The sequence below is a fragment of the Brevibacillus aydinogluensis genome, assembly GCF_961514395.1.
Lineage (GTDB): Bacteria > Bacillota > Bacilli > Brevibacillales > Brevibacillaceae > Brevibacillus > Brevibacillus aydinogluensis.
On the sequence record NZ_OY569118.1, the window covers coordinates 3607060 to 3631080 of the forward strand.

At 59.1% G+C, this 24021-nt stretch carries 24 protein-coding genes; 5 read left to right on the top strand and 19 right to left on the bottom strand.

The features are described from left to right. The first annotated feature begins 5 nt into the window (after nucleotides 1-5). Entirely contained in the window at nucleotides 6-452 is a 447-nt protein-coding gene (locus Q7F15_RS17805; RefSeq protein ID WP_212132197.1) for a MerR family transcriptional regulator, read from the top strand. After that, nucleotides 452-1627 (top strand): MFS transporter, encoded by a 1176-nt coding sequence (locus Q7F15_RS17810; RefSeq protein ID WP_230077718.1) that lies wholly within the window; start codon nucleotides 452-454, stop codon nucleotides 1625-1627. Before Q7F15_RS17805 ends, Q7F15_RS17810 begins: the two co-directional genes overlap by 1 nt. A gap of 39 nt (nucleotides 1628-1666) precedes the next feature. Here the strand turns inward: Q7F15_RS17810 and Q7F15_RS17815 are convergent, their stop codons facing one another. The 8 genes from Q7F15_RS17815 to Q7F15_RS17850 form a co-directional block, all read right to left on the bottom strand. Beyond that, entirely contained in the window at nucleotides 1667-1981 is a 315-nt protein-coding gene (locus Q7F15_RS17815; RefSeq protein ID WP_230077717.1) for an AzlD domain-containing protein, read from the bottom strand. Further along, nucleotides 1971-2654: an AzlC family ABC transporter permease gene (locus tag Q7F15_RS17820; protein WP_230077716.1), complete on the bottom strand. Its 684-nt coding sequence runs from the start codon at nucleotides 2652-2654 to the stop codon at nucleotides 1971-1973. Before Q7F15_RS17820 ends, Q7F15_RS17815 begins: the two co-directional genes overlap by 11 nt. A gap of 169 nt (nucleotides 2655-2823) precedes the next feature. Further along, on the bottom strand, nucleotides 2824-3423 hold the full coding sequence (locus Q7F15_RS17825; protein WP_304414750.1) for a hypothetical protein: 600 nt from the start codon (nucleotides 3421-3423) through the stop codon (nucleotides 2824-2826). A 198-nt stretch (nucleotides 3424-3621) separates the two neighbouring features. Next, a complete protein-coding gene (locus tag Q7F15_RS17830; protein WP_171565265.1) occupies nucleotides 3622-4329 on the bottom strand; it encodes an ABC transporter ATP-binding protein in 708 nt (235 codons plus the stop codon). 18 nt (nucleotides 4330-4347) lie between these two features. Next, nucleotides 4348-5124, bottom strand: coding sequence for an ABC transporter ATP-binding protein (locus tag Q7F15_RS17835; protein WP_171565266.1), 777 nt, complete (start codon nucleotides 5122-5124; stop codon nucleotides 4348-4350). 22 nt (nucleotides 5125-5146) lie between these two features. Further along, nucleotides 5147-6436 carry a branched-chain amino acid ABC transporter permease gene (locus tag Q7F15_RS17840; RefSeq protein ID WP_171565267.1) on the bottom strand — a complete coding sequence of 430 codons (1290 nt, stop codon included), beginning with the start codon at nucleotides 6434-6436 and terminating at the stop codon, nucleotides 5147-5149. 9 nt (nucleotides 6437-6445) lie between these two features. After that, entirely contained in the window at nucleotides 6446-7399 is a 954-nt protein-coding gene (locus tag Q7F15_RS17845; protein ID WP_230077713.1) for a branched-chain amino acid ABC transporter permease, read from the bottom strand. A 716-nt stretch (nucleotides 7400-8115) separates the two neighbouring features. Beyond that, entirely contained in the window at nucleotides 8116-9876 is a 1761-nt protein-coding gene (locus Q7F15_RS17850; RefSeq protein WP_304414751.1) for an adenine deaminase C-terminal domain-containing protein, read from the bottom strand. A 215-nt stretch (nucleotides 9877-10091) separates the two neighbouring features. Between Q7F15_RS17850 and Q7F15_RS17855 the strand changes: the two genes are divergently transcribed. Together Q7F15_RS17855 and Q7F15_RS17860 are read left to right on the top strand one after the other, a co-directional pair. After that, nucleotides 10092-10541 carry a YgaP family membrane protein gene (locus Q7F15_RS17855; protein WP_304414752.1) on the top strand — a complete coding sequence of 150 codons (450 nt, stop codon included), beginning with the start codon at nucleotides 10092-10094 and terminating at the stop codon, nucleotides 10539-10541. Between the two features lie 12 nt (nucleotides 10542-10553). Then, the gene (locus Q7F15_RS17860) at nucleotides 10554-10691 is read left to right on the top strand and encodes an EYxxD motif small membrane protein (RefSeq protein WP_171565271.1); all 138 of its coding nucleotides are present in this window, start codon (nucleotides 10554-10556) and stop codon (nucleotides 10689-10691) included. Between the two features lie 48 nt (nucleotides 10692-10739). Here Q7F15_RS17860 and purD read toward each other — a convergent pair whose 3' ends face one another. The 3 genes from purD to Q7F15_RS17875 form a co-directional block, all read right to left on the bottom strand. Then, nucleotides 10740-12008 (bottom strand): phosphoribosylamine--glycine ligase, encoded by a 1269-nt coding sequence (purD, locus tag Q7F15_RS17865; protein WP_171565272.1) that lies wholly within the window; start codon nucleotides 12006-12008, stop codon nucleotides 10740-10742. Between the two features lie 70 nt (nucleotides 12009-12078). Further along, on the bottom strand, nucleotides 12079-13626 hold the full coding sequence (purH, locus tag Q7F15_RS17870; protein WP_171565273.1) for a bifunctional phosphoribosylaminoimidazolecarboxamide formyltransferase/IMP cyclohydrolase: 1548 nt from the start codon (nucleotides 13624-13626) through the stop codon (nucleotides 12079-12081). A gap of 163 nt (nucleotides 13627-13789) precedes the next feature. Continuing rightward, a complete protein-coding gene (locus Q7F15_RS17875; RefSeq protein ID WP_212132204.1) occupies nucleotides 13790-14158 on the bottom strand; it encodes a hypothetical protein in 369 nt (122 codons plus the stop codon). A 218-nt stretch (nucleotides 14159-14376) separates the two neighbouring features. Here Q7F15_RS17875 and Q7F15_RS17880 point away from each other — a divergent pair, with 218 nt between their 5' ends. Continuing rightward, a complete protein-coding gene (locus Q7F15_RS17880; protein WP_212132205.1) occupies nucleotides 14377-15576 on the top strand; it encodes a CynX/NimT family MFS transporter in 1200 nt (399 codons plus the stop codon). A gap of 71 nt (nucleotides 15577-15647) precedes the next feature. Here the strand turns inward: Q7F15_RS17880 and purN are convergent, their stop codons facing one another. From purN to Q7F15_RS17920, 8 genes are all read right to left on the bottom strand, one after another. Then, entirely contained in the window at nucleotides 15648-16256 is a 609-nt protein-coding gene (gene purN, locus Q7F15_RS17885; protein ID WP_304414753.1) for a phosphoribosylglycinamide formyltransferase, read from the bottom strand. Further along, nucleotides 16253-17293, bottom strand: coding sequence for a phosphoribosylformylglycinamidine cyclo-ligase (gene purM / locus Q7F15_RS17890; RefSeq protein ID WP_304414754.1), 1041 nt, complete (start codon nucleotides 17291-17293; stop codon nucleotides 16253-16255). Before purM ends, purN begins: the two co-directional genes overlap by 4 nt. Nucleotides 17294-17305: 12 nt before the next feature. After that, complete coding sequence (purF, locus tag Q7F15_RS17895; protein ID WP_304414755.1) at nucleotides 17306-18724, bottom strand: amidophosphoribosyltransferase; 1419 nt, start codon at nucleotides 18722-18724, stop codon at nucleotides 17306-17308. After that, nucleotides 18709-20952 (bottom strand): phosphoribosylformylglycinamidine synthase subunit PurL, encoded by a 2244-nt coding sequence (purL, locus tag Q7F15_RS17900; RefSeq protein ID WP_171565279.1) that lies wholly within the window; start codon nucleotides 20950-20952, stop codon nucleotides 18709-18711. The genes purF and purL overlap by 16 nt, the downstream gene beginning before the upstream one ends. Beyond that, entirely contained in the window at nucleotides 20933-21625 is a 693-nt protein-coding gene (gene purQ / locus Q7F15_RS17905; RefSeq protein WP_171565280.1) for a phosphoribosylformylglycinamidine synthase subunit PurQ, read from the bottom strand. The genes purL and purQ overlap by 20 nt, the downstream gene beginning before the upstream one ends. A gap of 3 nt (nucleotides 21626-21628) precedes the next feature. Continuing rightward, nucleotides 21629-21877, bottom strand: coding sequence for a phosphoribosylformylglycinamidine synthase subunit PurS (gene purS, locus Q7F15_RS17910; RefSeq protein ID WP_171565281.1), 249 nt, complete (start codon nucleotides 21875-21877; stop codon nucleotides 21629-21631). Further along, on the bottom strand, nucleotides 21870-22589 hold the full coding sequence (gene purC / locus Q7F15_RS17915; RefSeq protein ID WP_304414756.1) for a phosphoribosylaminoimidazolesuccinocarboxamide synthase: 720 nt from the start codon (nucleotides 22587-22589) through the stop codon (nucleotides 21870-21872). Before purC ends, purS begins: the two co-directional genes overlap by 8 nt. 1090 nt (nucleotides 22590-23679) lie before the next feature. After that, nucleotides 23680-23871: a hypothetical protein gene (locus tag Q7F15_RS17920; RefSeq protein ID WP_304414757.1), complete on the bottom strand. Its 192-nt coding sequence runs from the start codon at nucleotides 23869-23871 to the stop codon at nucleotides 23680-23682. Nucleotides 23872-24021: the final 150 nt, after the last annotated feature.

Here is a 24021-nt window from a genome sequence, read left to right on the forward strand (position 1 = left end):
GCCCGTTGTACCGCATTGAGGAGGCAGCCAAAAAAACCGGCCTTACGAAAAGAGCGCTTCGCTATTACGAGGAATTAGGGCTGGTCAATCCGTCCGGGCGAACGGAGAGCGGATACCGCATGTACACGGATGAGGACATCGCCCACATCCTGCACGTCAAAAACACCCGCGACCTGTTGGGAGCGTCGCTGCAGGAAATCAAGGACATGATGGACCTGTCCCACAAATACGAGCTGTTGAAGCAGGGCTATTACCAGGAAGTGTCCACCGAAGATAAGCTGAACCTGCTGACCGAACTGGAACGGACGCTCCTGGCCAAGCGCGGCTTCCTGCAGGACAAACTGAACAAACTCTCGGAGCTGCTGGCCGACTACGATGAGAAGCTGACCCGCATTGCCAGAAAAAAACAGGAACTGCAGACAGAAATCGAAATCAAAAAGGAGGATTCCTAATGGAAAGTCACGCGCATGCCTGGCGCATCATCATGCAGCAGCCAAAATCAGCCTGGGCTGTCGCGTTTGCCTGTGTGGTCGCTTTCATGGGGATCGGATTGGTCGACCCGATCCTGCCCGCGATTGCGAGCCAACTGAATGCCACGCCCAGTGAAGTATCCCTGTTGTTCACCAGCTACATGCTGATGACCGGCTTGACAATGCTGGTCACAGGATGGGTCTCCAGCCGGATCGGACCCAAGGCGACGCTCCTGGTCGGCCTGGCGGGCATCATCCTGTTTTCCTTTCTCGGCGGCATGTCCGACTCGGTGATGCAGATCGTCTGGTTCCGCGCCGGCTGGGGAATGGGCAACGCCTTTTTCATCTCCACCGCCCTGGCGGTGATTGTCAGCGTGGCCAGCGGCGGCACAGCGGGAGCGATCGTCCTGTACGAAGCGGCCATCGGTCTGGGGATGTCCGTGGGGCCGCTGCTTGGCGGGCTGCTCGGGGGCATCAGTTGGCGCGGGCCGTTTTTCGGCGTCGCCGTGCTGATGGCGATCGCGCTGCTTGCTGTCTTCGTACTGCTCAGCGACGTGCCCAAGCCGAAGCGGCGCAGCTCGCTCCTTGATCCGTTCCGCGCGTTGCGGCACCGCGGCCTGTTTACCATGGCGCTGACGGCGCTTCTGTACAACTTCGGGTTTTTTACGCTGCTGGCGTTTTCTCCGTTTGTGCTGCACATGGACGAACACAGCCTGGGATACGTGTTTTTCTTCTGGGGCGTGATGCTCGCCATCACCTCGGTGATCGTGGCGCCGAAACTGCAGGAGCGCTGCGGGTCCGTCCCCACGCTGTTCGCCATGCTGCTGCTGTTGTCCGCAGACCTGACGGCCATGGGATTGGGCGTATCGTCGCAAGTGACGCTGGTGCTGGCTATCGTCCTGGCCGGCGCGATTTTGGGCATTATCAACACCGTCCTGACCGCATCGGTGATGGACGTCGCGCCGGTGGAGCGTGCCGTCGCGTCTTCCGCCTACAGCTTCGTCCGTTTTGTCGGCGGCGCGATCGCGCCCTGGCTGGCGGGCAAGCTGGCCGAGTGGTACTCGCCGCACGTCCCGTTTTACGCGGGCGCGCTGGCCGTTCTGTTCAGCATGATGGCGCTGTACGCCGGCAAAAAACAACTGGCGAGCCTGCATTGATGCGCAAGCTCGCCTTTTTTTACACGCTCTTCCCGATCTTCAGAAAAGGGCCCGCCACAGCACAATCGCCCCCACCCCGGCCAACAGCGCCCAGACGACCTGCTTTCTCCACAGGCCGACGGCGAGTGAAACCACCCCCGCCGCGAGGTACTCCGGACTCCACTGCCCGTCTTTCCCATAAAAGAGAATGGGCGGCACGGTCAGCGAACTGAACACCCCCACCGGGACCATGGCCAGTCCGCGCCGGAGCCAGTCGGGGATCTCCCAGCGCGAGCTGATCAGCAGCATGGGAAACCGCGTCAGATAGGTAATCACGGCCATCAAGACAATGATCAGCAGCACCTTATCGTTCACGGATCACCGCTCCCATCACCACTGCCGTCAGCGTTCCGGCAATCACCGCCGCCGTCCCGCCGCCTCCCCAGTACGCGAGGCAGGCGACAGCCGCAGCGCCGGCCGCCACCTTCACATGAAACGGGGAGAGCAGATTAATTGCGAGAAAGCCAAGGAACGTGGCCACAAACGCAAAGTCCAGGCCGTACGCCTCCGTTTCCGTAAACACCGCGCCAAACCAGGCGCCGGCCAGCGTGCTGGCGTTCCAGATCAGATAGTCGACCGCGCTCGCACCGGCAAAAAAGGAGAGGCTGGGCTTTTGGCCGGACGCCAGATAGGTGGATGTCAGGGCGTACGTCTCGTCGTTCAGGCCAGCCGCCATCAACGACAGCTTCCACGGTGGCGTCCCGCGAAAGTGGGGCCCGAGCGACAGGCCGTACAGCAGGTGACGGGCGTTCAGCAAAGCCGCGGAGACCAGAATGGGCCAGCCCACAATCCCCTGCGAGATCAGGCCGACGGCGGCAAACTGCGACGACCCTGCGTTGACGAGGAGTGAAAACAGCAAGGCTTCCGCGATGCCGAGACCTGCCTGCCGGGCGAGGATGCCAAACACAAGCCCGTCCACGATCCCTGCGGCGGCGACCGGGATAATTTGAATCATGCCTGTGACAAACAACGTGCGCGCAGAGTTCACTCGCTTCCCCCTCCATACACTGCTATACTCTACGCTTGTCAGTAAGTTCTGTCAAATGCAGGAGTGCATGTACGGCTTTTACACTCCGTATAGCAGCCGCAGCCCCGCATCCATCTCCTCCACCGACAAGGCCAACCAGTATTCACCTGGCTGGCCGCCTGATACCATGCTATTCCAAGCCCAACTCTTCCATGGTTTTTACCTGCAGCCCCTTTTCTACGCCATTGGGCGGTTGTACTGTCTGACCGTCTGTTACAAATTTCCCTTGATACACTCCCGCTATTACATAAGCGTCATCAGCAATCGGCCCTTCGTACTTTTCCAAAAAGACAATCGCCGTCTCCTTTTCCGTAAATGCCTTGTTCCCTTCAAACGTGTATTCCTTTCCATCCTTATATCCGCCGGTTTCGAGAATCTTGACGGTTTCTCCGTTTTGGACCTCTCCTTTATAGACATGCAGCAGTTTCGCTTCACTCAACGTAAACACAACGTGTTTGTATTGGAAGCTGTCCGCCTTTTCAATTTCAACCTCTGCAATCAATTGAGAGTTGTCCTTCAACTGTTCGATACTGGAAAAACTCTCATTAACATCTCCTCTTACATCTACCGCAGTTCCCGCCTTCTCCTTTTGTTCAGCCCCGTGAACGTTTTCGTGCCATTGAGTTGCCTGGTCGGATGCAGGTTGATTGGCATTTACGTAAAGGTATCCGCCGACAGCGACACTGGCAGCGGCTATCACAGACAACATGACGGTTTTTTGGTACATCATCGGCATGCACCCTTTCGCGTGGACCGTTTTTGGAACAGCCATATTCCTCACGACTCACATCGTTTGCAGAGAGGTACGTTCCAACTCTGATGTCGAATCGTCCTGCAAACCTGTGCGTCTATACGAGGAGACGAAGAAATTTCCATTTCGTTACAAAAAACACCGATGGAGTCATTAGACTCCATCGGTGCTTCACTTCTATGCAAGGTACGCTTCCCGCACCTGCGGGTTTGCCAGCAGGGTGGCCGCCTCATCCTGCAGGATGATCTCTCCCGTCTGGATGACGTAGCCGCGATGGGCCACGGAGAGCGCCTGGTTGGCGTTTTGCTCCACGAGCAGGATCGTCATGCCCTCCTTATTCAGCTCCGTGATGATGTCAAAAATCTGTTCGACCAGAATCGGCGCCAGCCCCATGGACGGCTCGTCCAGCATCAAAATCTTCGGCTTCATCATCAGGCCGCGTGCGATGGCCAGCATCTGCTGCTCCCCGCCGGACATCGTGCCGCCCTTTTGGTTGATCCGCTCTTTCAGCCGGGGAAAGTAGCGAAATGCCCGCTCAATTCCTTCCTCGATCAGATTCTTGTCCGTTACGGAGAAGGCGCCCATCTCCAGGTTCTCCCGCACGGTCAGCTTGGGGAAAATGCGCCGCCCCTCCGGCACGTGGGCGATACCCAGCAGGGCGATTTCATGCGTGCGCATTTGGGTGATGTCCTTGCCGTCAAAGAGGATTTTGCCTTCCCGTGCGCGCGTCTGGCCGCAGATCGTCTTCAGCGTGGTCGACTTGCCTGCCCCGTTGGAGCCGATCAGCGTCACCACTTCCCCTTGGTTGACCTGGATGCTCAGCCCCTTTAACGCGTGGATGCCGCCGTAATAGGTGTGTACGTTATGCAGTTCCAACAATGCCATCTGTGATTCCTCCCCCGCTTACGACACTTCCGACGCGCTTTTGCCCAGGTACGCCTCGATGACTCTGGGATTGTTGCGGATTTGCTCCGGCGTTCCCTCGGCGATTTTGCGTCCGTAATCCAACACGTGGATGTATTCGCTCAGGCCCATGACCAGCTTCATGTCGTGTTCAATCAGGATGATGGTCAGTTCCAGTTCGTTTTTCAGCCGGCGGATAAACTCCGTCATCTCCGCTGTTTCGCGCGGATTCATCCCCGCCGCCGGCTCGTCCAGCAGAATGATTTGCGGATTGGTCGCCAGCGCGCGGGCGATCTCCAGGCGGCGCTGCAAGCCGTACGGCAGACTGCCGGCCTCTTCGTTGGCGACGTGGGCGATCCCGACGTATTCCAGGAGTTGATAGGCCTCGACGCGGGCCCGCTCTTCCTCTTCGCGCACCCGCTTGACGTTGAACAGGATGCCCAAGAGTCCTGCCGTCAGCCGGCTGTGCGTACCCACCATCACGTTTTCCAAGGCGGTCATCTGCTTGAACAAGCGGATGTTTTGGAACGTGCGGGTGATGCCCCGCTCGGCAATCTGGTCCGGCCGCAGTCCCTTGATGCTTTTCCCGTCCAGCAGGACATCGCCCTCGTCCGGCTCGTAAAAGCCGGTGATCATGTTGAAAAACGTGGTTTTCCCGGCCCCGTTCGGTCCAATGACCGCCGTAATCGTCCCCTTCTCAATCTTGACGGTGACGTCCTGATTGGCGACCAGACCGCCGAAGCGCTTTGTCAAGCCGATTGCTTCCAACAGTGCCATAATGATGCTCCCTCCTTGTACGCTACGACTGGTTGCCCTGCGACAGCTTGCCTTTCGCCAGCCTGCTCAGGATCCCCAGACGGTTTTCGCCCAATTTGCTTGTCCGGATGGCGTCGAGATCGGTCTTCTTGCGCTTCGCCGGAATCAAACCGTTGGGACGGTAGAGCGCCACGAGGATCAACATGATGCCAAAGATCAACCGCTGGAACTTGGACGGATCCAACTGGTTCGGCAGATTGATGACGCCCGCCTGTTGCAGCGAGTGGAGGAAATTGGAGAGCTCTTTCAGCAGCTGCACCTGCAGCACCGTGACGAATGCCGCCCCCAATACCACGCCAGGGATGCTTCCGCTGCCGCCGAGGATGACCATGACGAGAATCCCGATCGACTCCATCAGCGTAAACGAGGTCGGATCGATAAACGTCTGCTTGGCGGCAAAGATGACGCCGACCACACCGGCGAAGGAAGCGCCCGTGGCAAACGCGGCCAGCTTGGTGTTCAGCAGGGAGATGCCCATGGACTGGGCCGCCAGTTCGTCTTCCCGCACCGCGATCCAGGCGCGGCCGATGCGCGAGTTTTCAAAGCGAAAGTTGGCCAGGACGATAAAGGCGATGACGACTAACACGATAAAATAGAAGTGGAACGGCGTGCCCATCTTCATTCCCAACAATTCCGGCTGCGGGATCGGAGTGATCCCCTGCGGGCCGTTGGTGATGTTGATGGGTTTGTCCAGGTTATTGAAAATAATCCGAATAATTTCACCAAACCCCAGCGTGACAATGGCCAGGTAGTCCCCTTTCACCCGCAAGACCGGTAGACCGAGCAATATCCCGAAGATTGCCGCCACGATCAAGCCGACGATGAGGAACGGCCAGAACCACTCGCCCGACAGCGGAAACAGGTCGCCGGGGATGAACTGGTTGGCCTGGGACGTGGAAAAAATCGCGTACGCGTACGCACCGGCGGCGAAAAAGGCGACGTAGCCGAGGTCAAGCAGTCCGGCAAATCCGACCACGATGTTCAGGCCGAGCGCCATGGCCACGTAGATGCCCACCTGCGAAGCCACTTCCATGTAGTAGCGGTTGTCCCCCGCCACCAGCGGAATGATGATTAACAGCACCAGTGCTCCGATGAGCATGCGGACCTTGCTGGAGGCGTTGGTGTAGTAGATCAAAACAATGGAGGACAAGATTCCCAGAAACGCGATGACCGATTTGTCCAAGAAGTGCAGTGCGGCCGAAAAGCCAGCGATCCAAATCAGCGTAACCGGAAGCGGAATCCCTTTGAACGACTTCCATACCATGTTTGCCATGCGTTTCACCTACACTTTCTCTTTTACGGCTTCGCCAAACAGGCCTTCCGGTTTGAACAGAAGCACGAGAATCAAAATGCTGAACGCAAACACGTCTTTGTACTCGGCGCCAAACGCTCCGCCGGTCAGCGGACCCATGTACGCGCCGGACAGGGACTCCAGCAAGCCAAGCAGAACACCGCCCACCATCGCGCCGCGGATGTTGCCGATACCGCCGAGAACGGCTGCGGTAAACGCCTTGAGACCGAGAATAAAGCCGATGTAGGGGTCAATCGTGCCGTAGTTCTGCGCGAACAGTACCCCGGTTGCGCCGCCCAGGCTGGAACCGATCAAAAAGGTAAGCATAATGACTTTGTCCACGTTAATGGTCATCAGCGACGCTGTTGACTGGTCCTGCGCAACAGCCCGCATGGCGATACCCCACTTGGTCTTGTTGATGAACAAGGTCAGCGATATCATCATCACAATGGCGAGCACGATGACGATCAACGCCTTCGTCGGAATCGCGGCGATGCTGCCCAACGGGATGGAACCTGAAAAAAGAATGGGACTGTTCAGATAAAATTCGTTGCGGGCAATCGCTTCCGTAAACCGGACGAGATCCTGCAGCAGGAACGACACGCCGATCGCGGAAATCAGCGGAACGAGCCGCGGCGCACCGCGCAACGGACGGTAGGCTACCCGCTCAATCCCGACGCCGAGGGCTCCGGTAATGGCCATCGCGATCAGCAGGGTTATAAACAGTGCGACAAACGGATTCATCCCCTGAAGCGCCCCCAGGGCGTCCGTAATCAGCAGGACCTCCGTCCCCACAAAGGCGCCCACCATGAAAATCTCACCGTGCGCGAAGTTGATGAACTCCAAAATCCCGTACACCATGGTGTAGCCGAGCGCAACGACGGCGTACATGAAGCCCAGCGTCAAGCCGTCAACCAACACCTGAGGCAAAATGTCGAGCAGCATACTTTCCCATCCCTCATTCCTTTGTAAACTTGCGGTAATTGTAAATTTTCTGTATTCGGCGATCAAAAAAACAACTTGCCGCCCGGCGGCTGTCGGGACAACCGCTGCTTTTTTGCCTGACGCGCTGTCTTTGTGTGAGCGGTCGTACCGTCAGCGAAAGGCTTGTCCGCGCACTGGACAACTCCTCAAACAGAAAGGGCGCACACCTGAGTGTCGCCCCGGGTTGAAAGAGGCTTGTTCGGTAGTCTGCGATGTCTGGCCCTATTTAAGCAACGTATCCTGCGATACCGGAGCCGGCTGCTCATTTTGGATCGACGAATACAACGATGAAACCGTCCCCTTTTCCGTCACAGGTATTCTTTTCTCGAGCAAAGCACCCCTTCCACGGCGGGACAGGTTAACATAATCATATCAGAACCACCCGTCCACCGCCACCCATGAAATCACTTGGCGGCCCGTAAAACGTCCACCCAGGGAGGATACCCGACATGGGCCAAACGTCTCACAGGACCGTTCCTGTCTGGCCTTTCTTAATTGTAAAATATATCAGGAATTTTACAAGAGATGAATAATGGTATTTTCAATAAACATATTTTTTATACATATAACAGCGTAAAGATGAAGCTGTATTAAATCCAAATAAATATATCAATACTTTACTAAGGTGAAGTAATTGATGTTTGCGAAGACATTCCTTTGCCGAAAACATGTTTTCCTCATGGAAGGGGAATGGGCGGCACCAAAACGGCCCCCGACTTCACATCGACGATCCCCTCGGCGGTAAGCCGGGCATACGGCAAATGGGTGGCGGTAAAAAACAGCAACGAATAGAGCGGGTCCAAATGCGCGTACCCCTTGTCCCGCAACAGGTCGGTCAGCGATTCCGCCATGCGGATGACGTCGTCCATCGGCGCGGGAGAAAACTTTCCGGCGAGCGGCAGCGGACATTCGCAGATCACCCGTCCCCCGTCGATCATGACCACGCCTCCGCCAATCTGCCGGACGCGCCGCAGCGATTCCGCCATGGCCTCCGGGTTGCGCCCGATGACCAGCCAGTCGTCGGAGGCCGTGTAGGTGCTGACCAGTGCCTCCAGCGAACGGCCGTATCCCCTTACCAGCGCCTGTGTCAGCCGCTCCCGGTCAGGATTGAGACAGCAGATTACCGCCAGCTCGGGATCGTTCTCCAGCGAAACGCAGCCATCCCGGTCTGCCGGCAGTTCCTCCCGCTCCAGTGTGGTAATGACCGCATTGCGCATGTGCAGGACCGGCAGCGGTCCGCCCGTGTGGCGAAGTCGAAACGCGTCCGCTCCCACGTCCCTGCCCAGCCGGTCGACGGGCGGAAACTCGTACTGCTCCCAATGAGGCAGCACCGTGGGCACCAGCAGCCGCCCTTTTTCCGCCGCCCGTCGTCCGTTGGCGATGACCAGCTCGGGCGTCGGCTCCTCCGGACGAGTAAGCAGCAGAACGTCGGCGAGTCGGCCTGGGGCAATCCCCCCGATTTCGGCGTCCATGCCGTAGTAGACGGCAGGATTGAGCGTCGCCATCACGTAGGCCTCTTCCGGCGGCATGCCCGCTTCGATCGCCACTTTTATCGTGTAATCCATCAGGCCGTGCCGGTGCATCGGCGGCGTGCTGCCGTCCGATGTCAGCATCATGCGGGGCGACCAGGGCAGTCCCATTTCCAGCCAGCCGCGAACCAATTCCGGCAGGTCCGGCCGGATGGAGGAGTGGCGCAGTGCGACATACATCCCCAACTGCAGGCGGCGCAACAACTCCTCCGCCGTGATGCTCTCGTGGCAGGCGGTGATCCCGGCGGCAGCCGCTGTGTTCAGGGTCTCCACCGACGCTCCCGGATGATGTCCTTCGATCCGTTTGCCAAGATCGCGGGCGTGCTTGAGTCCAAACAGCAGGGTCTCGTCTTCGTTCAACACGCCTTGCCAGTCGGTCAGTTCCCCGCCCTGGACGACCAGCGGATGCTCCAGCATTCGCGCCAGCCCTGCCCGGTCAAACGGCGGCTCTGCATGTGACCGCCTCCGCTGCGGATCGAGCCGACCCCAGAAAAACTGCTTGACCGGATGGGCCGACAGCCGCTCCATGATCTGTGCCACCTGCGCAAACGGCAGGCTCATCAGCATCATCGTGTCAGACACCAGGGTTGTCGTTCCCCGCTCCAGTGCGAAGTCGGCCAGCGAGAACGGATTGTACCACTGAAACGGATGGGCGTGCGGCTCCATGTACCCCGGCACCGCGTACATCCCAGCTGCGTCTACCACAACCGTATGTTCGGCCACCTCCGGCTCCTTTTCCCCCACATAGGCGATCCGTTCTCCGGCGACGACGACATTCACCTCCCGCCATTCCTTGGTATACACCTGCAGCACCCGCGCTCCCTTGATCCACATGTCGGCAGGGGCCTGCCGCTTCGCCACCCGTAACAGATGCAGGTAAGCCTTTTCGTTGATCGGACGGACTCGCATGGTATGCACTCCTTTCCCTGTTTGGCGCACGGATAGAGAATCCTCTGCCACAGCAACCATTTCCTAGCGAACGCTCGCTCACTTCCTGTGTACACTTCTCCGTTCGCCTACCGGTCTCCTGTATCCAACCCCTCTGTTAACAACAATTCCCTCGCGTGATTTTTTCCGCCCGGCACACACTACCAACAGGAACTGTTAGGACAGGAGGAACAACCATGCAAAAAAACGTCGGAACCGTGGATGCTCTGATCCGCATCACTGTCGGCCTGTTGGGGCTGGCCTACGGCGTCGGCAGGATGAGCCGCCGCCCGTACCGCACTCCCTGGCTGTTAATGGCGCTGTCAGCCATGAAGGTGGCAGAAGGCGTCACCCGCTTTTGTCCGATGCTGTACGCGATGGGTGTCAACAGCTGCGATCGCGCCGGAATGCAAAACATGCTCAGCAAAGCCAAGGACATGAGGAACCAGGCACGGAAACCGCGCAGTGGCACGGCTCCCAAGCAGGAGCAAACCAAACTGTCGGCCGAAGACAAACAGCTCGAAGCGGCTGTTAAGGAGTACGTCTCCTACCGCCAGGCCGAGGAAGCTTCCCGCAACGAAGAGCGCGCCAAAAAAACGGACGACCGCCACAGCCGCGACGAACATCTCGAGCCAACTTATTCCTAGGAGGGACAGCCCATGTCACTTGTCGGACCTCCGCTATACGAATGGTTTTCCCACAATGCGTTTGTCTTTGCCTTGATCATCGGCTGTGTCGCCGTCATGGGCTACTTTATGTACGCTGCGAACAAGAAGAAAGGGAGATACCGTCAATAACCGGACGGATCTCCCTTTTTTGCCATACAGGTCGCGATTGGCACGAATCTAGCGTCTGCGCAGCGCCCTGTCTGCGATGTCCCGGCGGTAATGCGCACCCGCGAAGCTGATCTGCTCAACGGCAGCGTATGCCCGAGCACGCGCATCTTCCAGCGTTCGTCCTGTCCCGGTCACGCCGAGGACACGGCCGCCGCTGGTGACAATGCCTTGCTCCGTCTGTTTGGTGCCGGCGTGGAACACGGTGACGGACTCGCCCGCCTTTTCCAAGCCGCTGATCAGCTCGCCCTTGGGGTATTCACCCGGATACCCGGGAGCGGCCATGACGACGCATACCGCACTTTCCTGCTTCCACTTTACGTCGACCGATGCCAGTTCCCCCTGGATGGCAGCCGTGCAGATGTCTACCAGATCGGTCTCCAAAAGCGGCAGGATCACCTGCGTTTCCGGATCGCCGAAGCGGGCGTTGAACTCCACGACCTTCGGCCCCTCGTCCGTGATCATCAGGCCCGTGTAAAGCACGCCCCTAAACGGGATGCCGTCCTGTGCCATGCCGCGGGCCATCGGTTTGACGATCGTCTCCACGATCTGCTCCACCAGCTCTGCCGACATGTGCGGCACAGGCGCATAGGTGCCCATGCCGCCGGTGTTGGGGCCCTGGTCACCGTCAAAGACGCGCTTGTGGTCCTGGGAAGTCACCATCGGCTTGACCGTTTCCCCGTCGACAAACGACAGCAGGGACAGCTCTTCGCCGCGCATGCACTCCTCGATCACCACGCGCGCCCCCGCCTGGCCAAACACGCCTTCCTTCATAATCCGGTAGAGCGCCGCTTCCGCTGCTTCCAGCGTTTCCGCAACGACCACCCCTTTGCCGGCTGCCAGTCCGTCCGCTTTGACCACGATCGGCGCCCCCTGTTCACGCACGTAGGCCAGGGCCGACTCGTAGTCGAGAAACGACTCGTACCGGGCCGTCGGGATGCCATAGCGCTTCATCAGATGCTTGGCAAAACTTTTGCTGCCTTCGATCTTCGCTGCCTGCGCAGTCGGCCCGAAGATCGGCAGGCCGCGCTCCGTGAAAAAGTCGACGATTCCGCCCAACAGCGGGTCTTCCGGACCGACCACTGTCAGGTCAACCCCCTCGTCTTTGGCAAACTGGGCCAGGGCGGCAAAATCGTCAACGGGAATCGGCACGTTTTCCGCCAACAGCGCCGTACCGCCGTTGCCAGGCGCGCAGAAAATCTTTTTCACCTTGGGACTTTGCGCCAACTTCCAGACGATGGCGTGTTCGCGGCCCCCGCCGCCGATTACCAGTACGTTCATGCGTACTCCCTCCTGTCAGCGGTTCTGACAAATCCGCTTTTCTCTTTCGCTCTCATCAATTCGTCAGCGATTAGTGTTTGAAATGGCGTACACCGGTAAACACCATCGCGATGCCATGGCGGTTGCAGGCGTCAATGGAGTCCTGGTCGCGGACCGAACCGCCCGGCTGAATGATCGCTGTAATACCTGCCTTCGCTGCCGCTTCTACGGTGTCCGGCATCGGGAAGAAGGCATCGGAGGCCAGCACAGCCCCTTTCGCTTTTTCTCCCGCCTGAGCGATGGCAATGCCGGCAGCACCGACGCGGTTCATCTGGCCAGCGCCCACGCCGATCGTCATGTTATCCTTGGCGAGCACGATGGCGTTCGACTTGACGTGCTTGACGACCTTCCAGGCGAATTTCAGCTGCGCCAGTTCTTCGGCGGTCGGCTGTTTGTCGGTCACCACGCGGATATCGGCATCGTCCAGTTGTTTCACGTCGTAGTCCTGCACCAGCGCTCCGCCCGCCACCGGCGCGATGCGGAATCCCTGCGCGGCTTCCCGGGACTCGTTCAGCGAGGGGATGCGCAGCAGGCGCAGGTTTTTCTTCTCGGTCAGCACGGCCAGCGCTTCTTCGGTGAAATCAGGCGCGAGGATGATTTCCAAAAACGTTTCTTTCATCAGCAGGGCAGTGTCGCGGTCCACCGGACGATTGGCCGCCACGATGCCACCAAAGATGGAAACGGGATCAGCCTCGTACGCCTTTTGGTAGGCTTCGCGAATGTCGGCACCGATGCCTACGCCGCACGGGTTGGAGTGTTTCACCGCGACCACGGCAGGTTCGGCAAACTCGCGCACGATGGCCAGAGCGGCGTCAGCGTCGTTGATGTTGTTGTAGGAAAGCTCTTTGCCGTGAAGCTGTTGGGCACGTGCGATGCTGGCTCCGCCTGCCAGCGGCTCGCGGTAGAATGCGGCCCGCTGATGCGGATTTTCGCCGTAACGCAGATCTTGCGCTTTTTCGTAGGTCACTGTGTAGCTTTCCGGCAGGAAGTCGCCCACCTGTTCGCTCAGATAGCGGGAGATCAGCGCGTCGTACGCAGCCGTGTGGCGGAACACCTTGGCGGCCAGACGGCGGCGCGTATCCAGGGACGTATCCCCATTCTGCTCGATTTCCGTGGCTACCTGCTCGTAGTCGGCGGCGTCCACCACTACAGTGACGTACTGGTGGTTTTTCGCAGCCGCACGCAGCATGGTCGGCCCGCCGATGTCAATATTCTCAATCGCCTCCGCAAACGTCACGTCCGGTTTGGCGATCGTCTGCTTAAAAGGATACAGGTTGACAACAACCAGATCAATCGTTTCAATCTGCAGGTCGTTCAGCTGCTTCCGGTGGGCTTCATTGTCGCGCACAGCCAAGAGGCCGCTGTGGATGTTCGGATGCAGCGTTTTGACGCGCCCGTCGAGAATCTCAGGGAAACCGGTCACTTCGGAAATGCCGATAACCGGAATGCCCGCTTCTTTCAGCATGGTCGCCGTACCCCCGGTGGAGATGATCTCCACGCCGGCATCAGCCAAACGGCGCGCAAACGGAATCAACCCTGTCTTGTCGGAAACGCTGATCAGTGCCTTTTTCACACTCACGGATAGAACCTCCTGATATTATTGGAAAGAATATAGAAAACACGAACATTATAAGTTAATTAAAACATAATTGTACGTTTTTATCAAGGTTTCCTCCCAAAAAAACGAACGCAGCCGCATCGTGCCAAGGCACGCGAGACTGCGCTTCGTTTGCATTACACGTCTATCGCCTTTTCTTTCTCCCGTCCTGCCATTTTCTCAATCGTTCGGCAAGCGGATCGCTTTTCACTTTTGCACTGGCATGCGACACCTCTTTCTTCGGGGTGTTTGTTCCCTGTGCCTGCCTGTTCGCCAGCGCGCTGATGGATTCGAGCGATGGGGGTTTACCGTCCTTCAACTGTTCCTTCACCTTCACCCGCGTTTCCTCGCTCAGATTGAGCCCCATGTCTGACAGTTCGTCAAACACTTCATCCAGGTTTCCATTCCCTCCCTTCGGCAGCTTTTGCGCCAGCCGCACGATATCCTCCATCGTCCAGTTCCGTCCTGTTTTCTTGCTCAGCTTACCCAGCAGATCGGATATCAAATCGCCCATGTGGGCCCCCTCCTTTTTTCCGCTTTCGTACTACTGTATGTAGCAAACGCCCGGGTGGGGACCGTTTTTTCCAAAATAGCCCGGTGTGCAGACAAAGTCCGTAATGGGTGCATCATGGGTGTACGGGAAGGGAATTGTGCATACCGTAAAGAATTAACAACTTTTACTGCGTACACTAATGGAAGTACCGGAGATGAAACGTCTGGAGGAATCCTTTCATGACCAATCGTGATGACGTCGCTTCCCGTCCGCTACCCACGGGAAACATGCTGCTTGTCGCGGGCATCATTCTCGTCGCCTTCAACCTGCGCCCCGCCCTCACCTCCGTAGGGCCGCTGATCGGCTCCATCCGAACGGATACAGGCCTGTCCGGCAGCATGGCGGGTTTTTTGACCACGCTGCCGCTCATCGCCTTTGCCGTCCTGTCCCCGATCGCTCCAAAGATCGCAGAACGCTACGGGAATGAACGGACCATCTGGGCGGGACTGTGTATCTTGCTCGTCGGCATCATCCTCCGCTCGCTCGGGGGGACTGCCGCGTTATTTGCCGGCATGGGCCTGATCGGCTTGGGAATCGCCATTTCCAACGTGCTGCTGCCGGGGCTCGTCAAGCAGCGGTTTCCGGACAGGATCGGACTGATGACGAGTGTGTACACCACGGCGATGGGCACCCTCGCTGCGCTGGCGTCCGGTCTTAGCGTCCCGCTGGCCCAGGCGCTGCGTCTCGGATGGCAGGGAGCGCTGGCCTGCTGGTCCCTGCTGACCCTCGTCGCGCTGGTTGTGTGGCTGCCGCAGCTCCGTGCATCCGTCCACATCACAGGCGACCAGGGCAAAGCGTCCGACAGCAGCCGACTCTGGCGTTCACCGCTGGCCTGGCAGGTTACCGTATTCATGGGATTGCAGTCGTTTGCGTTTTACTGCACCATTGCCTGGCTGCCGGAAATCCTCCATCACCACGGCATGAGCACTTCCACCGCCGGTTGGATGCTCTCGATCCTGCAGTTTATCAGTCTGCCGGCCACATTCCTGGCACCGGTGCTGGCCACCCGCATGACCAACCAGATGGGCATGGCCCTGGTGATCGGTCTGTGCTTTCTGGCCGGATTCGGCGGGCTGCTGGTCGGTGAAAACAGCCTGCTGCTGTTTGGATCACTGGTGCTGCTCGGCATCGGGCTGGGAGCCAGCATCAGCCTGGCGATGACGATGATCGTCCTGCGAACAACGGACACGCATCAGGCTTCCGCTCTGTCCGGTATGTCGCAGTCCGTAGGGTATTTGCTGGCCGCCGTCGGGCCGATCCTGATCGGACTTTTCTACGATTGGACCGGTTCGTGGACGTTCCCCCTGCTGACGCTGCTGGCGGTCAGCCTGCTGATGACGATCGCCGCTGTCGGGGCGGGACGGAACAAATACGTATAAGTAGGCCCCTATGGCACGAAACAAAAAAGGCCCTCCGCCACGGGAATCACACCCGTCGCAGAGGGCCGCTGTTATTTCTCCAGCCGCACGTGCCGCCCTTCCAGCCTCATCCGGCCGGTCAGCAGTCGTCCGATCACGTCGACCAGCAGTTCGTGCTCCACTTCATGAATCCGGGCAGCGAGGCTTTCTGCCGTATCCGTCTCGTGCACCATCACGGGAACCTGCGCGATGATCGGTCCGGTATCCAGACCGGCATCGACGACATGTACCGTTACTCCCGTTACCTTCACCCCGTAGGTGAGAGCCTGCCCGATCGCATCCTTGCCGGGAAAGGCCGGCAGCAGCGAGGGATGCAGGTTGATGATCTGTCCTTCATAGGCGGACAAGAGCGTCGGCCCCACCAACCGCATGTACCCGGCCAGCACGACCAGCTCGACGTCCCGCCTGCGCAGCTCGGCGACGATTTCTGCCTCAAACGCCGCCTTGTCCGGGTACGCTTTCGGCTCAAACGCGAACGCTTCCACGCCCAATCGCGCCGCCCGTTCCAGCACTTTGGCTCCCGGCTTGTCACAGACGAGCAGTACCACTTCCGCGCCTTCCAGCCGGCCGTTTTTCGTCGCCTGCACGATTGCTTCAAAATTGGAACCGCTGCCCGAGGCAAAAATGGCTATCCGTTTCACCACGTCACCCCGTTGTAGACGACGCGCCGCTCGCCCGCCCGAATTTGACCGATCAGGTACGGCTGTTCACCCATTTGCTGCAGCGTGCCGATCACGTTGACGACGTCGTCCTGTTTGACGACCAGCACCATCCCGATGCCCATGTTGAACGTGCGGTACATGTCGGCCGGGTTGATGCTGCCCGCCTCCTGCACCAGCCGGAAAATCGTCAGCACCGGCCAGGAACCGACGTCGATCACCGCCTGCGTTCCCTCGGGCAGGACGCGCGGAATGTTTTCCGTGAAGCCGCCGCCGGTGATGTGGGCCATCGCCTTGATCTCATAAGACTGGAGCAGCGAAAGAATCGGCTTGACGTAAATCCGGGTCGGCGTCAGCAGCTCTTCCCCCAGTGTTTTGCCGAGCTCGTCCACATGGTCGTGTAGCGACATTCCCCGATCCGCCAGCAGCACTTTGCGCACGAGGGAAAAGCCGTTGCTGTGCACGCCGCTGGAGGCAAGCCCCACCAGCACGTCACCCGGCTTTACATCAGCACCGGTGATCAGCTTATCTTCGTCCGCGACACCGACGGTAAACCCGGCGATGTCGTACTCGCCTTCCGCGTACATGCCCGGCATTTCCGCCGTCTCCCCGCCGATCAGCGAGCAGCCTGCCTGGGTGCAGCCGTCGGCGATGCCCTTGACGATTGCCTCGATCTTTTCCGGAATCACTTTGTCGCAGGCCAGGTAATCGAGGAAAAAGAGCGGTTCCGCTCCCTGCACGACTACGTCGTTGACGCACATCGCCACGGCGTCGATGCCGATTGTGTCGTGTTTGTCCATGGCAAACGCGAGCTTCAGCTTGGTGCCCACGCCGTCCGTGCCCGAGACGAGCACCGGTTTTTTGTACCGGGACACATCCAGGCGAAACAACGCGCCAAATCCGCCCAAATCAGTCAGCACCTCGGGACGGAACGTCCGCTTCACATGCTTTTTCATCCGCTCTACCGCTTCGTTGCCCGCCTCGATGTCGACGCCTGCTTGCTTGTATGCTTCGCTCATGGTTTCACCCTCTTAACACTTGTCTGCCGGCAGTGCCGCCTCAAATTCAATCTCCGTGGGATACTGGCCGGTGAAGCAGGCCAGGCAGTGGCCGTTGTTGGGAGCCGCGTCCGTACGGCCGATCGCTTCGATCATGCCCTCCACCGACAAAAAAGCCAGCGAGTCCGCGCCGATGATGCGGCGAATCTCTTCGACCGATTTGGTGGCGGCGATCAGTTCGTCCCGGGTGGATGTGTCGATGCCGTAGAAGCAGGGATTTTTCACCGGCGGCGAACTTACCCGCACGTGCACTTCCCGCGCCCCCGCCTCGCGCAGCATGCGGACAATGCGGCTGCTGGTCGTGCCGCGCACGATCGAATCGTCGATCATCACCACCCGCTTGCCTTCCACCACCTTGCGCACGGCGGACAGCTTCAGGTGTACGGCCCGTTCCCGCAGTTCCTGCGTCGGCTGGATAAAGGTGCGTCCCACGTAGCGGTTTTTAATCAACCCGATCTCGTAGGGAATGCCGGTCGCCTCCGCGAAGCCGATGGCCGCCGAGATGCTGGAATCGGGCACGCCCGTCACCACGTCGGCCTCCACCGGCGCCTCCAGCGCGAGCTGCTTGCCCAGCCGCTTGCGGGCCATGTGCACGTTGATCCCGTCGATGTCGCTGTCCGGACGGGCGAAGTAAATGTACTCAAACGTACAGATGGAACGGACGGTTTTGTCCGTAAACGTCGTCTCGCGGATGCCGTCCTCGTCGATGATGATCAGCTCGCCCGGCCGGACGTCGCGCCAATACTCTGCGCCGATGATGTCAAAGGCGCACGTCTCGGAGGCTACGCAGACGGCGTCGCCCAGACGGCCGAGCGACAGCGGACGCAGACCGTTCGGGTCGAGCGCAATAATGAGCTGCCGCTCGTTCATCACCAAAAGCGCATATGCGCCCTTGATGTGCTGCAGCGCTTCCCTGACCGCTTCCGCCAGATCGCGGCTTTGCGAACGGGCGATCAGGTGGGCGATCACTTCGGTGTCGCTCGTCGTCTGGAAAATGGAACCCTTGGCCTCCAGCTCTTTTCGCAGCACAGAGGCGTTGACCAGGTTGCCGTTGTGGGCGACGGCCATGCTGCCGTGCGCGTAGCGGAAAAAGAGCGGCTGCGCGTTTTCGATCTTGCTCGCCCCGGCCGTGGTGTAACGCGTGTGGCCGATGGCGATATGGCCGCGAAACTTCTCCAGGTCGCCCTTGCCAAACGCCTCCGAGACCAGCCCCATGCCGCGGTGCTTGTACCACTTTTCACCGTTGGAGGCGCAGATGCCCGCGCTCTCCTGGCCGCGGTGCTGCAGGGCGTGCAGCCCCAGATAGGTCAGCGGGGCTGCTTCCCGGTGGTTGTAGATGCCAAAGACGCCGCATTCTTCGTTCAGTTTGTCCCAGATCAACCGATCAAACATGGAATCGCATCCTTCCAAGCGGCTTTCAAATCGGCAAGCGGCGCATGGATCACTTCCGTTCCGTTGACGTTCACCACCAGTCGCTTGCCGCCAGTCGTTCCAATTACCTGTGCCGGCACACCCCGTTCTTTTGCCAGCGCCAGCACGGCGTCCGTTTGTTCTTGTGCGACGCTGAGCAGAATGCGCGATTGCGACTCGCTGAACAGCAGCACGTCACTGCGCAGGTCGGACTCAAGCGAAACGGTTGCGCCGATCTCGTTGCCAAAGCACGATTCCGCCAATGCGACGCCAAGTCCTCCTTCCGACAGATCGTGCGCAGATTTTACCAGCCCCTGGCGAATGGCGTCGTACACCAGTTTCTGCACGGCCGCTTCTTTTGCCAGGTCAATGTGCGGCGGACGTCCCGAGATGGAGCCTGTCGCCCATTTTTGATACTCGCTGCCGCCCAGTTCGGCGTAGGTCTCCCCGAGGAGGATAATCGCGTCCCCTTCGGCCTGGAAATCCTGGGTGGTGATGTGATCGACGTCCGCGATCAGACCAACCATGCCGATGGTCGGCGTCGGGTAAATGGCGTCGCCACTGCGTTCGTTGTAAAACGACACATTACCGCCGATGACCGGTGTGTTCAGCGCGAGGCAGGCTTCGCTCATGCCGTCGACCGCTTTTTCAAACTGCCAGAACACCTCCGGCTTCTCGGGATTGCCAAAGTTGAGGCAGTCGGTGATCGCCAGCGGTTCGGCACCGGAACATACCACGTTGCGGGCCGCTTCCGCCACGGCGATTGCGCCGCCCACCTGCGGGTCGAGGTAGACGTAACGGCCGTTGCAATCCGTGCTCATCGCCAGTGCCTTGCGGGTGCCGCGAATCATTACCACGGCCGCGTCCGAACCCGGTTTGACCGCGGTATTGGCGCGGACGATGTGGTCGTACTGTTCGTATACCCACGCCTTGTTGGCGATCGTCGGCTGAGACAGCAGGGCTTTCAGCGTTTCGTTGGCGTCAGCCGGTTCGGGGATGGCCGCCACCGGATCGACGTTGGCGTTCGCTTCGTAGTACGCCGGCACAGCCGACGGTCTGTGGTAGACCGGCGCGTCATCCGCCAGGGTCTTGACCGGCACTTCCGCCACTACTTCGCCGTGGTGCAGCAGGCGCAGCATGCCGTCGTCCGTCACACGGCCGACAACTGCCGAAGCCAGGCCCCACTTGTCAAAAATGGCGATCGCTTCTGCTTCCTTGCCTTTTTCCACGACGACCAGCATGCGCTCCTGGGATTCGGAGAGCATCATCTCGTAAGCGGACATGCCCGCCTCCCGCTGCGGGACCAGGTCGAGGTTCATCTCGATGCCGTTGCCCGCCTTGGAGGCCATCTCCGCGCTGGAGCAGGTGAGACCAGCCGCGCCCATGTCCTGAATGCCGACGACGATGCCGGTGTCGATCAGCTCCAGGCATGCTTCCAGCAGCAGTTTTTCCATGAACGGGTCGCCTACCTGTACAGCCGGCCGCTTTTTCTCCGACTCGTCGTTCAATTCCTCGGAGGCGAATGTCGCGCCGTGAATGCCGTCCCGGCCGGTGCTGGCCCCCACGTAGATAACCGGGTTGCCGACGCCCGTCGCCACCCCTTTTTGAATCTTGTCGTGGTCGATCAGGCCGACGCACATCGCGTTCACCAGCGGGTTGCCCTCGTAGGTGGCGTCAAAGTTCACTTCGCCGCCCACGGTCGGGATACCGATGCAGTTGCCGTAGCCGGCGATGCCCGCCACCACGTTTTCAAACAGGTATTTCACGCGCGGCGAGGTCAATTCCCCAAAGCGCAGCGAGTTCAAAAGCGCCACCGGTCGGGCGCCCATCGAAAAGACGTCGCGGATGATGCCGCCCACCCCGGTTGCCGCCCCTTGGTACGGCTCGATGGCGGAGGGATGGTTATGGCTTTCGATCTTGAAGACGACGGCCTGGTTGTCGCCGATGTCGACGATCCCGGCCCCTTCGCCCGGTCCCTGCAGCACGCGCGGCCCGCTGGTCGGAAAGCGGCGCAGCACCGGCTTGGAGTTTTTGTACGAGCAGTGCTCCGACCACATCACGCTGTAGAGTCCTGTCTCCGTCCAGTTCGGCTTGCGGCCGAGGATGTCCACGACGCGCTGATATTCTTCGTCAGTCAAGCCGATCTCCCGGTACAGGCGCTGGTCGGCGATTTGATCAGCGGTCGGTTCGTTACGAGTGAGCTGTGACACTGTTTTTTTCCCTCCATGTCTTCAGAATCGAGGTAAACAGGCGCCGGCCGTCGGCGGAACTCATCCATTCGTGCACGGCCCGCTCCGGGTGAGGCATCATGCCGAGCACGTTGCCCCGTTCGTTGCAGATGCCGGCGATGTCATCTATGGAACCGTTCGGGTTTTCCCCTTCGTAGCGGAAGACGATCTGGTTGTTGGCCTGCAGCCGTGCCAGCGTCTCGTCGTCGCAGTAGTAGTTGCCTTCGCCGTGAGCGATGGGAATCCGGATCACTTCACCCGCAGCGTAGTCGCGGGTAAACGGCGTGTCGTTGTTGACCACGCGCAGCGGCGACAGCTTGCAGCGGAACTTCAGCGAACGGTTGCGGAGCAGGGCGCCCGGCAGCAGTCCGACTTCGGTCAGGATCTGGAAGCCGTTGCAGATGCCCATCACCAGCTTGCCGTCCTCAGCTGCCTTGACCACCTGTTCCATCACCGGCGAAAACCGGGCGACGGCCCCGCAGCGCAGGTAGTCGCCGTAGGAAAAGCCGCCCGGCAGCAGGATGACATCGTAGGCGGAGAGGTCGGTCTGTGCGTGCCAGACGTAATCCACCGGCACTTCCATCACGTCTTCAACGGCGTTGTACAAGTCGATGTCGGCATTGGAACCGGGAAAGACGATTACGGCTACTCGCATGGCTCAGCCCTCCACGATGTCAAAGCGGTAGTCTTCAATCACGGTGTTGGCCAGCAGTTTTTCACACATCGCGCGGACGCGCTCCTCCGCCTGCGCCCGGTCGGCCGTGTCCAGCACCAACTCCATGTACTTGCCGATGCGCACGTCTTTTACTTCGTCAAACCCAAGGGTGTGCAGCGCTCCCTTGACCGCGTGTCCTTGCGGGTCGAGCACGCTTTGGCGCAGCGTCACGTATACAACAGCTTTACACATGTGCTTCTCCTCCCAATCGTTTCAGCATTTCCCGATACGCTTCTTCCACATTGCCGAGATCGCGGCGGAAACGGTCCTTGTCCAGTTTCTCCATCGTCCCGGCATCCCAGAACCGGCACGTATCCGGCGATATTTCATCCGCCAGAAGAATCTCTCCCTCCGGCGTGCGTCCAAACTCCAGTTTAAAGTCGACGAGAATCACGCCGCGCTCGCGCAGGTACTCCTGCAGCACCTCGTTTACCTGCAGACCGATACGCTCCAGCACGGCCAGGTCGTCTTCGCTGGCGACTCCGAGCACCTTGATGTGCGAGTGGTTGACCAGCGGATCGCCCAGTGCGTCGTCTTTATAGTAAAACTCCACCACCGGGTGCGGCAGGGCCGTTCCCTCCGCCATCCCCAACCGCTTGGCCAGGGAACCGGCCGCGATGTTGCGGACGACCACTTCCAGCGGAATGATCTCCACTTTGCGGACCAACTGTTCCGTGGGCGACAGCAGGCGGATAAAATGGTTGTCGATGCCCCGCTCTTTCAACAGCGTGAAAAAGATGGCGGTGATGCGGTTGTTCAGTTCACCCTTTCCGGTGATGGTGCCTTTCTTTTCCCCGTTGAACGCGGTCGCATCGTCCTTGTACTCCACCCAGTATTGATCGGCCAAAGACGTACGATAGATGCGCTTTGCCTTACCTTCATAGAGTTGTTCCCGTTTTTCCACTTCCGGAGTCACCTTCCCCGAGCAAAGGTTGCGTAATGCGTAATATACACGAACATTTCAACTCAATTAAAACACAATTATACGCATTTATCAACGAAAATGAGCAGATTAGCATTCGACAAACGTTCGGGAATTTATGTAATTTTCCCCGACCACTCAAATTTAACATTCGGTAAACAATCATGTACGCCATATTCTTTCCCTGTCCGGGGAGGTTCAGTCTGCGCTCCGCCCTCAAGAGAAGCGAAGCCAATCAGCCGCTGGCTGCCGCAGCAGAAAAGAAGAAAAGTCCGGATTCCCGGACTCAGACTAAAGACAAACGGTTCATTGAGTTAGCGTCCACAAAAAATGATTTCCAGGCCGGAAGGCCTGCCCATTCATCAACCGAAGCGGAAGACAATGGGCATCGCATGGAGGGATGGGCCAAGCGAGCTCCTTTGACGACCGGCTCAGCGGAAAAACGAAGACGCGGGGACCAACAGGGGACACAAGTCTCACTTCCTCGAAATACCCAGATGTTTGTCCCCTGCCCGCGTCTCGTTTTGGAGCGGACTTCATCCGCTTCTTTGCTGGGCGTCAAGCGAGCGAGCGGGGCCGATCTCCCATGCGCCGCGGACTTTGTCTACACGCTGAGTCCGGATTCCCGGACTCAGACTAAAGACAAACGGTTCATTGAGTTAGCGTCCACAAAAAATGATTTCCAGGCCGGAAGGCCTGCCCATTCATCAACCGAAGCGGAAGACAATGGGCATCGCATGGAGGGATGGGCCAAGCGAGCTCCTTTGACGACCGGCTCAGCGGAAAAACGAAGACGCGGGGACCAACAGGGGACACAAGTCTCGCTTCCTCGAAATACCCAGATGTTTGTCCCCTGCCCGCGTCTCGTTTTGGAGCGGACTTCATCCGCTTCTTTGCTGGGCGTCAAGCGAGCGAGCGGGGCCGATCTCCCATGCGCCGCGGACTTTGTCTACACGCTGAGTCCGGATTCCCGGACTCAGACTAAAGACAACCTGCATTTTCTCATTAATATTTTGCAAGAACCGATCTTCCCATCGGTTCCCGGCAGGGCACCATCACCATGACACCGCGTTCACTCCATTTTCAACCGCTCTTCACGCATTTCGGCAACAGATTTCGCGTCGCGATGTTCAAGCGCTTCGCCATACTGCAGCGGCGGTCTGATCTCCACCATCGGAGCGGCGCTTTCGTTCTCCAGCGGGCTCATCTCGGCCGGATCGCCGACATTTCGCATGGCGGGCGGAAACCGGTTTTCCGCAGTCATCTGCAGTTCCCTCCAGTCTTCATGGAATGCTGTTACGATGTAGGATGACCAGCTTGACGAAAAAAATCCAAAATCCCTGATTTTTACATCTGGTGCACAGCCGCCCCCCAGGTCTGAAGTGGTACAGAGCGACTTGTCTCAGCTTGAGGG

Bases quoted from the DNA above. Each gene is read 5' to 3' on its own strand.
- Q7F15_RS17860 (WP_171565271.1), top strand. From the start codon at position 10,554: ATGTCACTTGTCGGACCTCCGCTATACGAATGGTTTTCCCACAATGCG.
- purQ (WP_171565280.1), bottom strand. From the start codon at position 21,625: ATGCGAGTAGCCGTAATCGTCTTTCCCGGTTCCAATGCCGACATCGAC.
- Q7F15_RS17830 (WP_171565265.1), bottom strand. From the start codon at position 4,329: ATGGCATTGTTGGAACTGCATAACGTACACACCTATTACGGCGGCATC.
- Q7F15_RS17920 (WP_304414757.1), bottom strand. From the start codon at position 23,871: ATGACTGCGGAAAACCGGTTTCCGCCCGCCATGCGAAATGTCGGCGAT.
- Q7F15_RS17850 (WP_304414751.1), bottom strand. From the start codon at position 9,876: ATGCGAGTCCGTCCGATCAACGAAAAGGCTTACCTGCATCTGTTACGG.
- purD (WP_171565272.1), bottom strand. From the start codon at position 12,008: ATGAACGTACTGGTAATCGGCGGCGGGGGCCGCGAACACGCCATCGTC.
- Q7F15_RS17810 (WP_230077718.1), top strand. From the start codon at position 452: ATGGAAAGTCACGCGCATGCCTGGCGCATCATCATGCAGCAGCCAAAA.
- purM (WP_304414754.1), bottom strand. From the start codon at position 17,293: ATGAGCGAAGCATACAAGCAAGCAGGCGTCGACATCGAGGCGGGCAAC.
- purS (WP_171565281.1), bottom strand. From the start codon at position 21,877: ATGTGTAAAGCTGTTGTATACGTGACGCTGCGCCAAAGCGTGCTCGAC.
- purF (WP_304414755.1), bottom strand. From the start codon at position 18,724: ATGTTTGATCGGTTGATCTGGGACAAACTGAACGAAGAATGCGGCGTC.
- Q7F15_RS17855 (WP_304414752.1), top strand. From the start codon at position 10,092: ATGCAAAAAAACGTCGGAACCGTGGATGCTCTGATCCGCATCACTGTC.
- Q7F15_RS17840 (WP_171565267.1), bottom strand. From the start codon at position 6,436: ATGGCAAACATGGTATGGAAGTCGTTCAAAGGGATTCCGCTTCCGGTT.
- Q7F15_RS17875 (WP_212132204.1), bottom strand. From the start codon at position 14,158: ATGGGCGATTTGATATCCGATCTGCTGGGTAAGCTGAGCAAGAAAACA.
- Q7F15_RS17825 (WP_304414750.1), bottom strand. From the start codon at position 3,423: ATGATGTACCAAAAAACCGTCATGTTGTCTGTGATAGCCGCTGCCAGT.
- Q7F15_RS17835 (WP_171565266.1), bottom strand. From the start codon at position 5,124: ATGGCACTGTTGGAAGCAATCGGCTTGACAAAGCGCTTCGGCGGTCTG.
- Q7F15_RS17845 (WP_230077713.1), bottom strand. From the start codon at position 7,399: ATGCTGCTCGACATTTTGCCTCAGGTGTTGGTTGACGGCTTGACGCTG.
- Q7F15_RS17880 (WP_212132205.1), top strand. From the start codon at position 14,377: ATGACCAATCGTGATGACGTCGCTTCCCGTCCGCTACCCACGGGAAAC.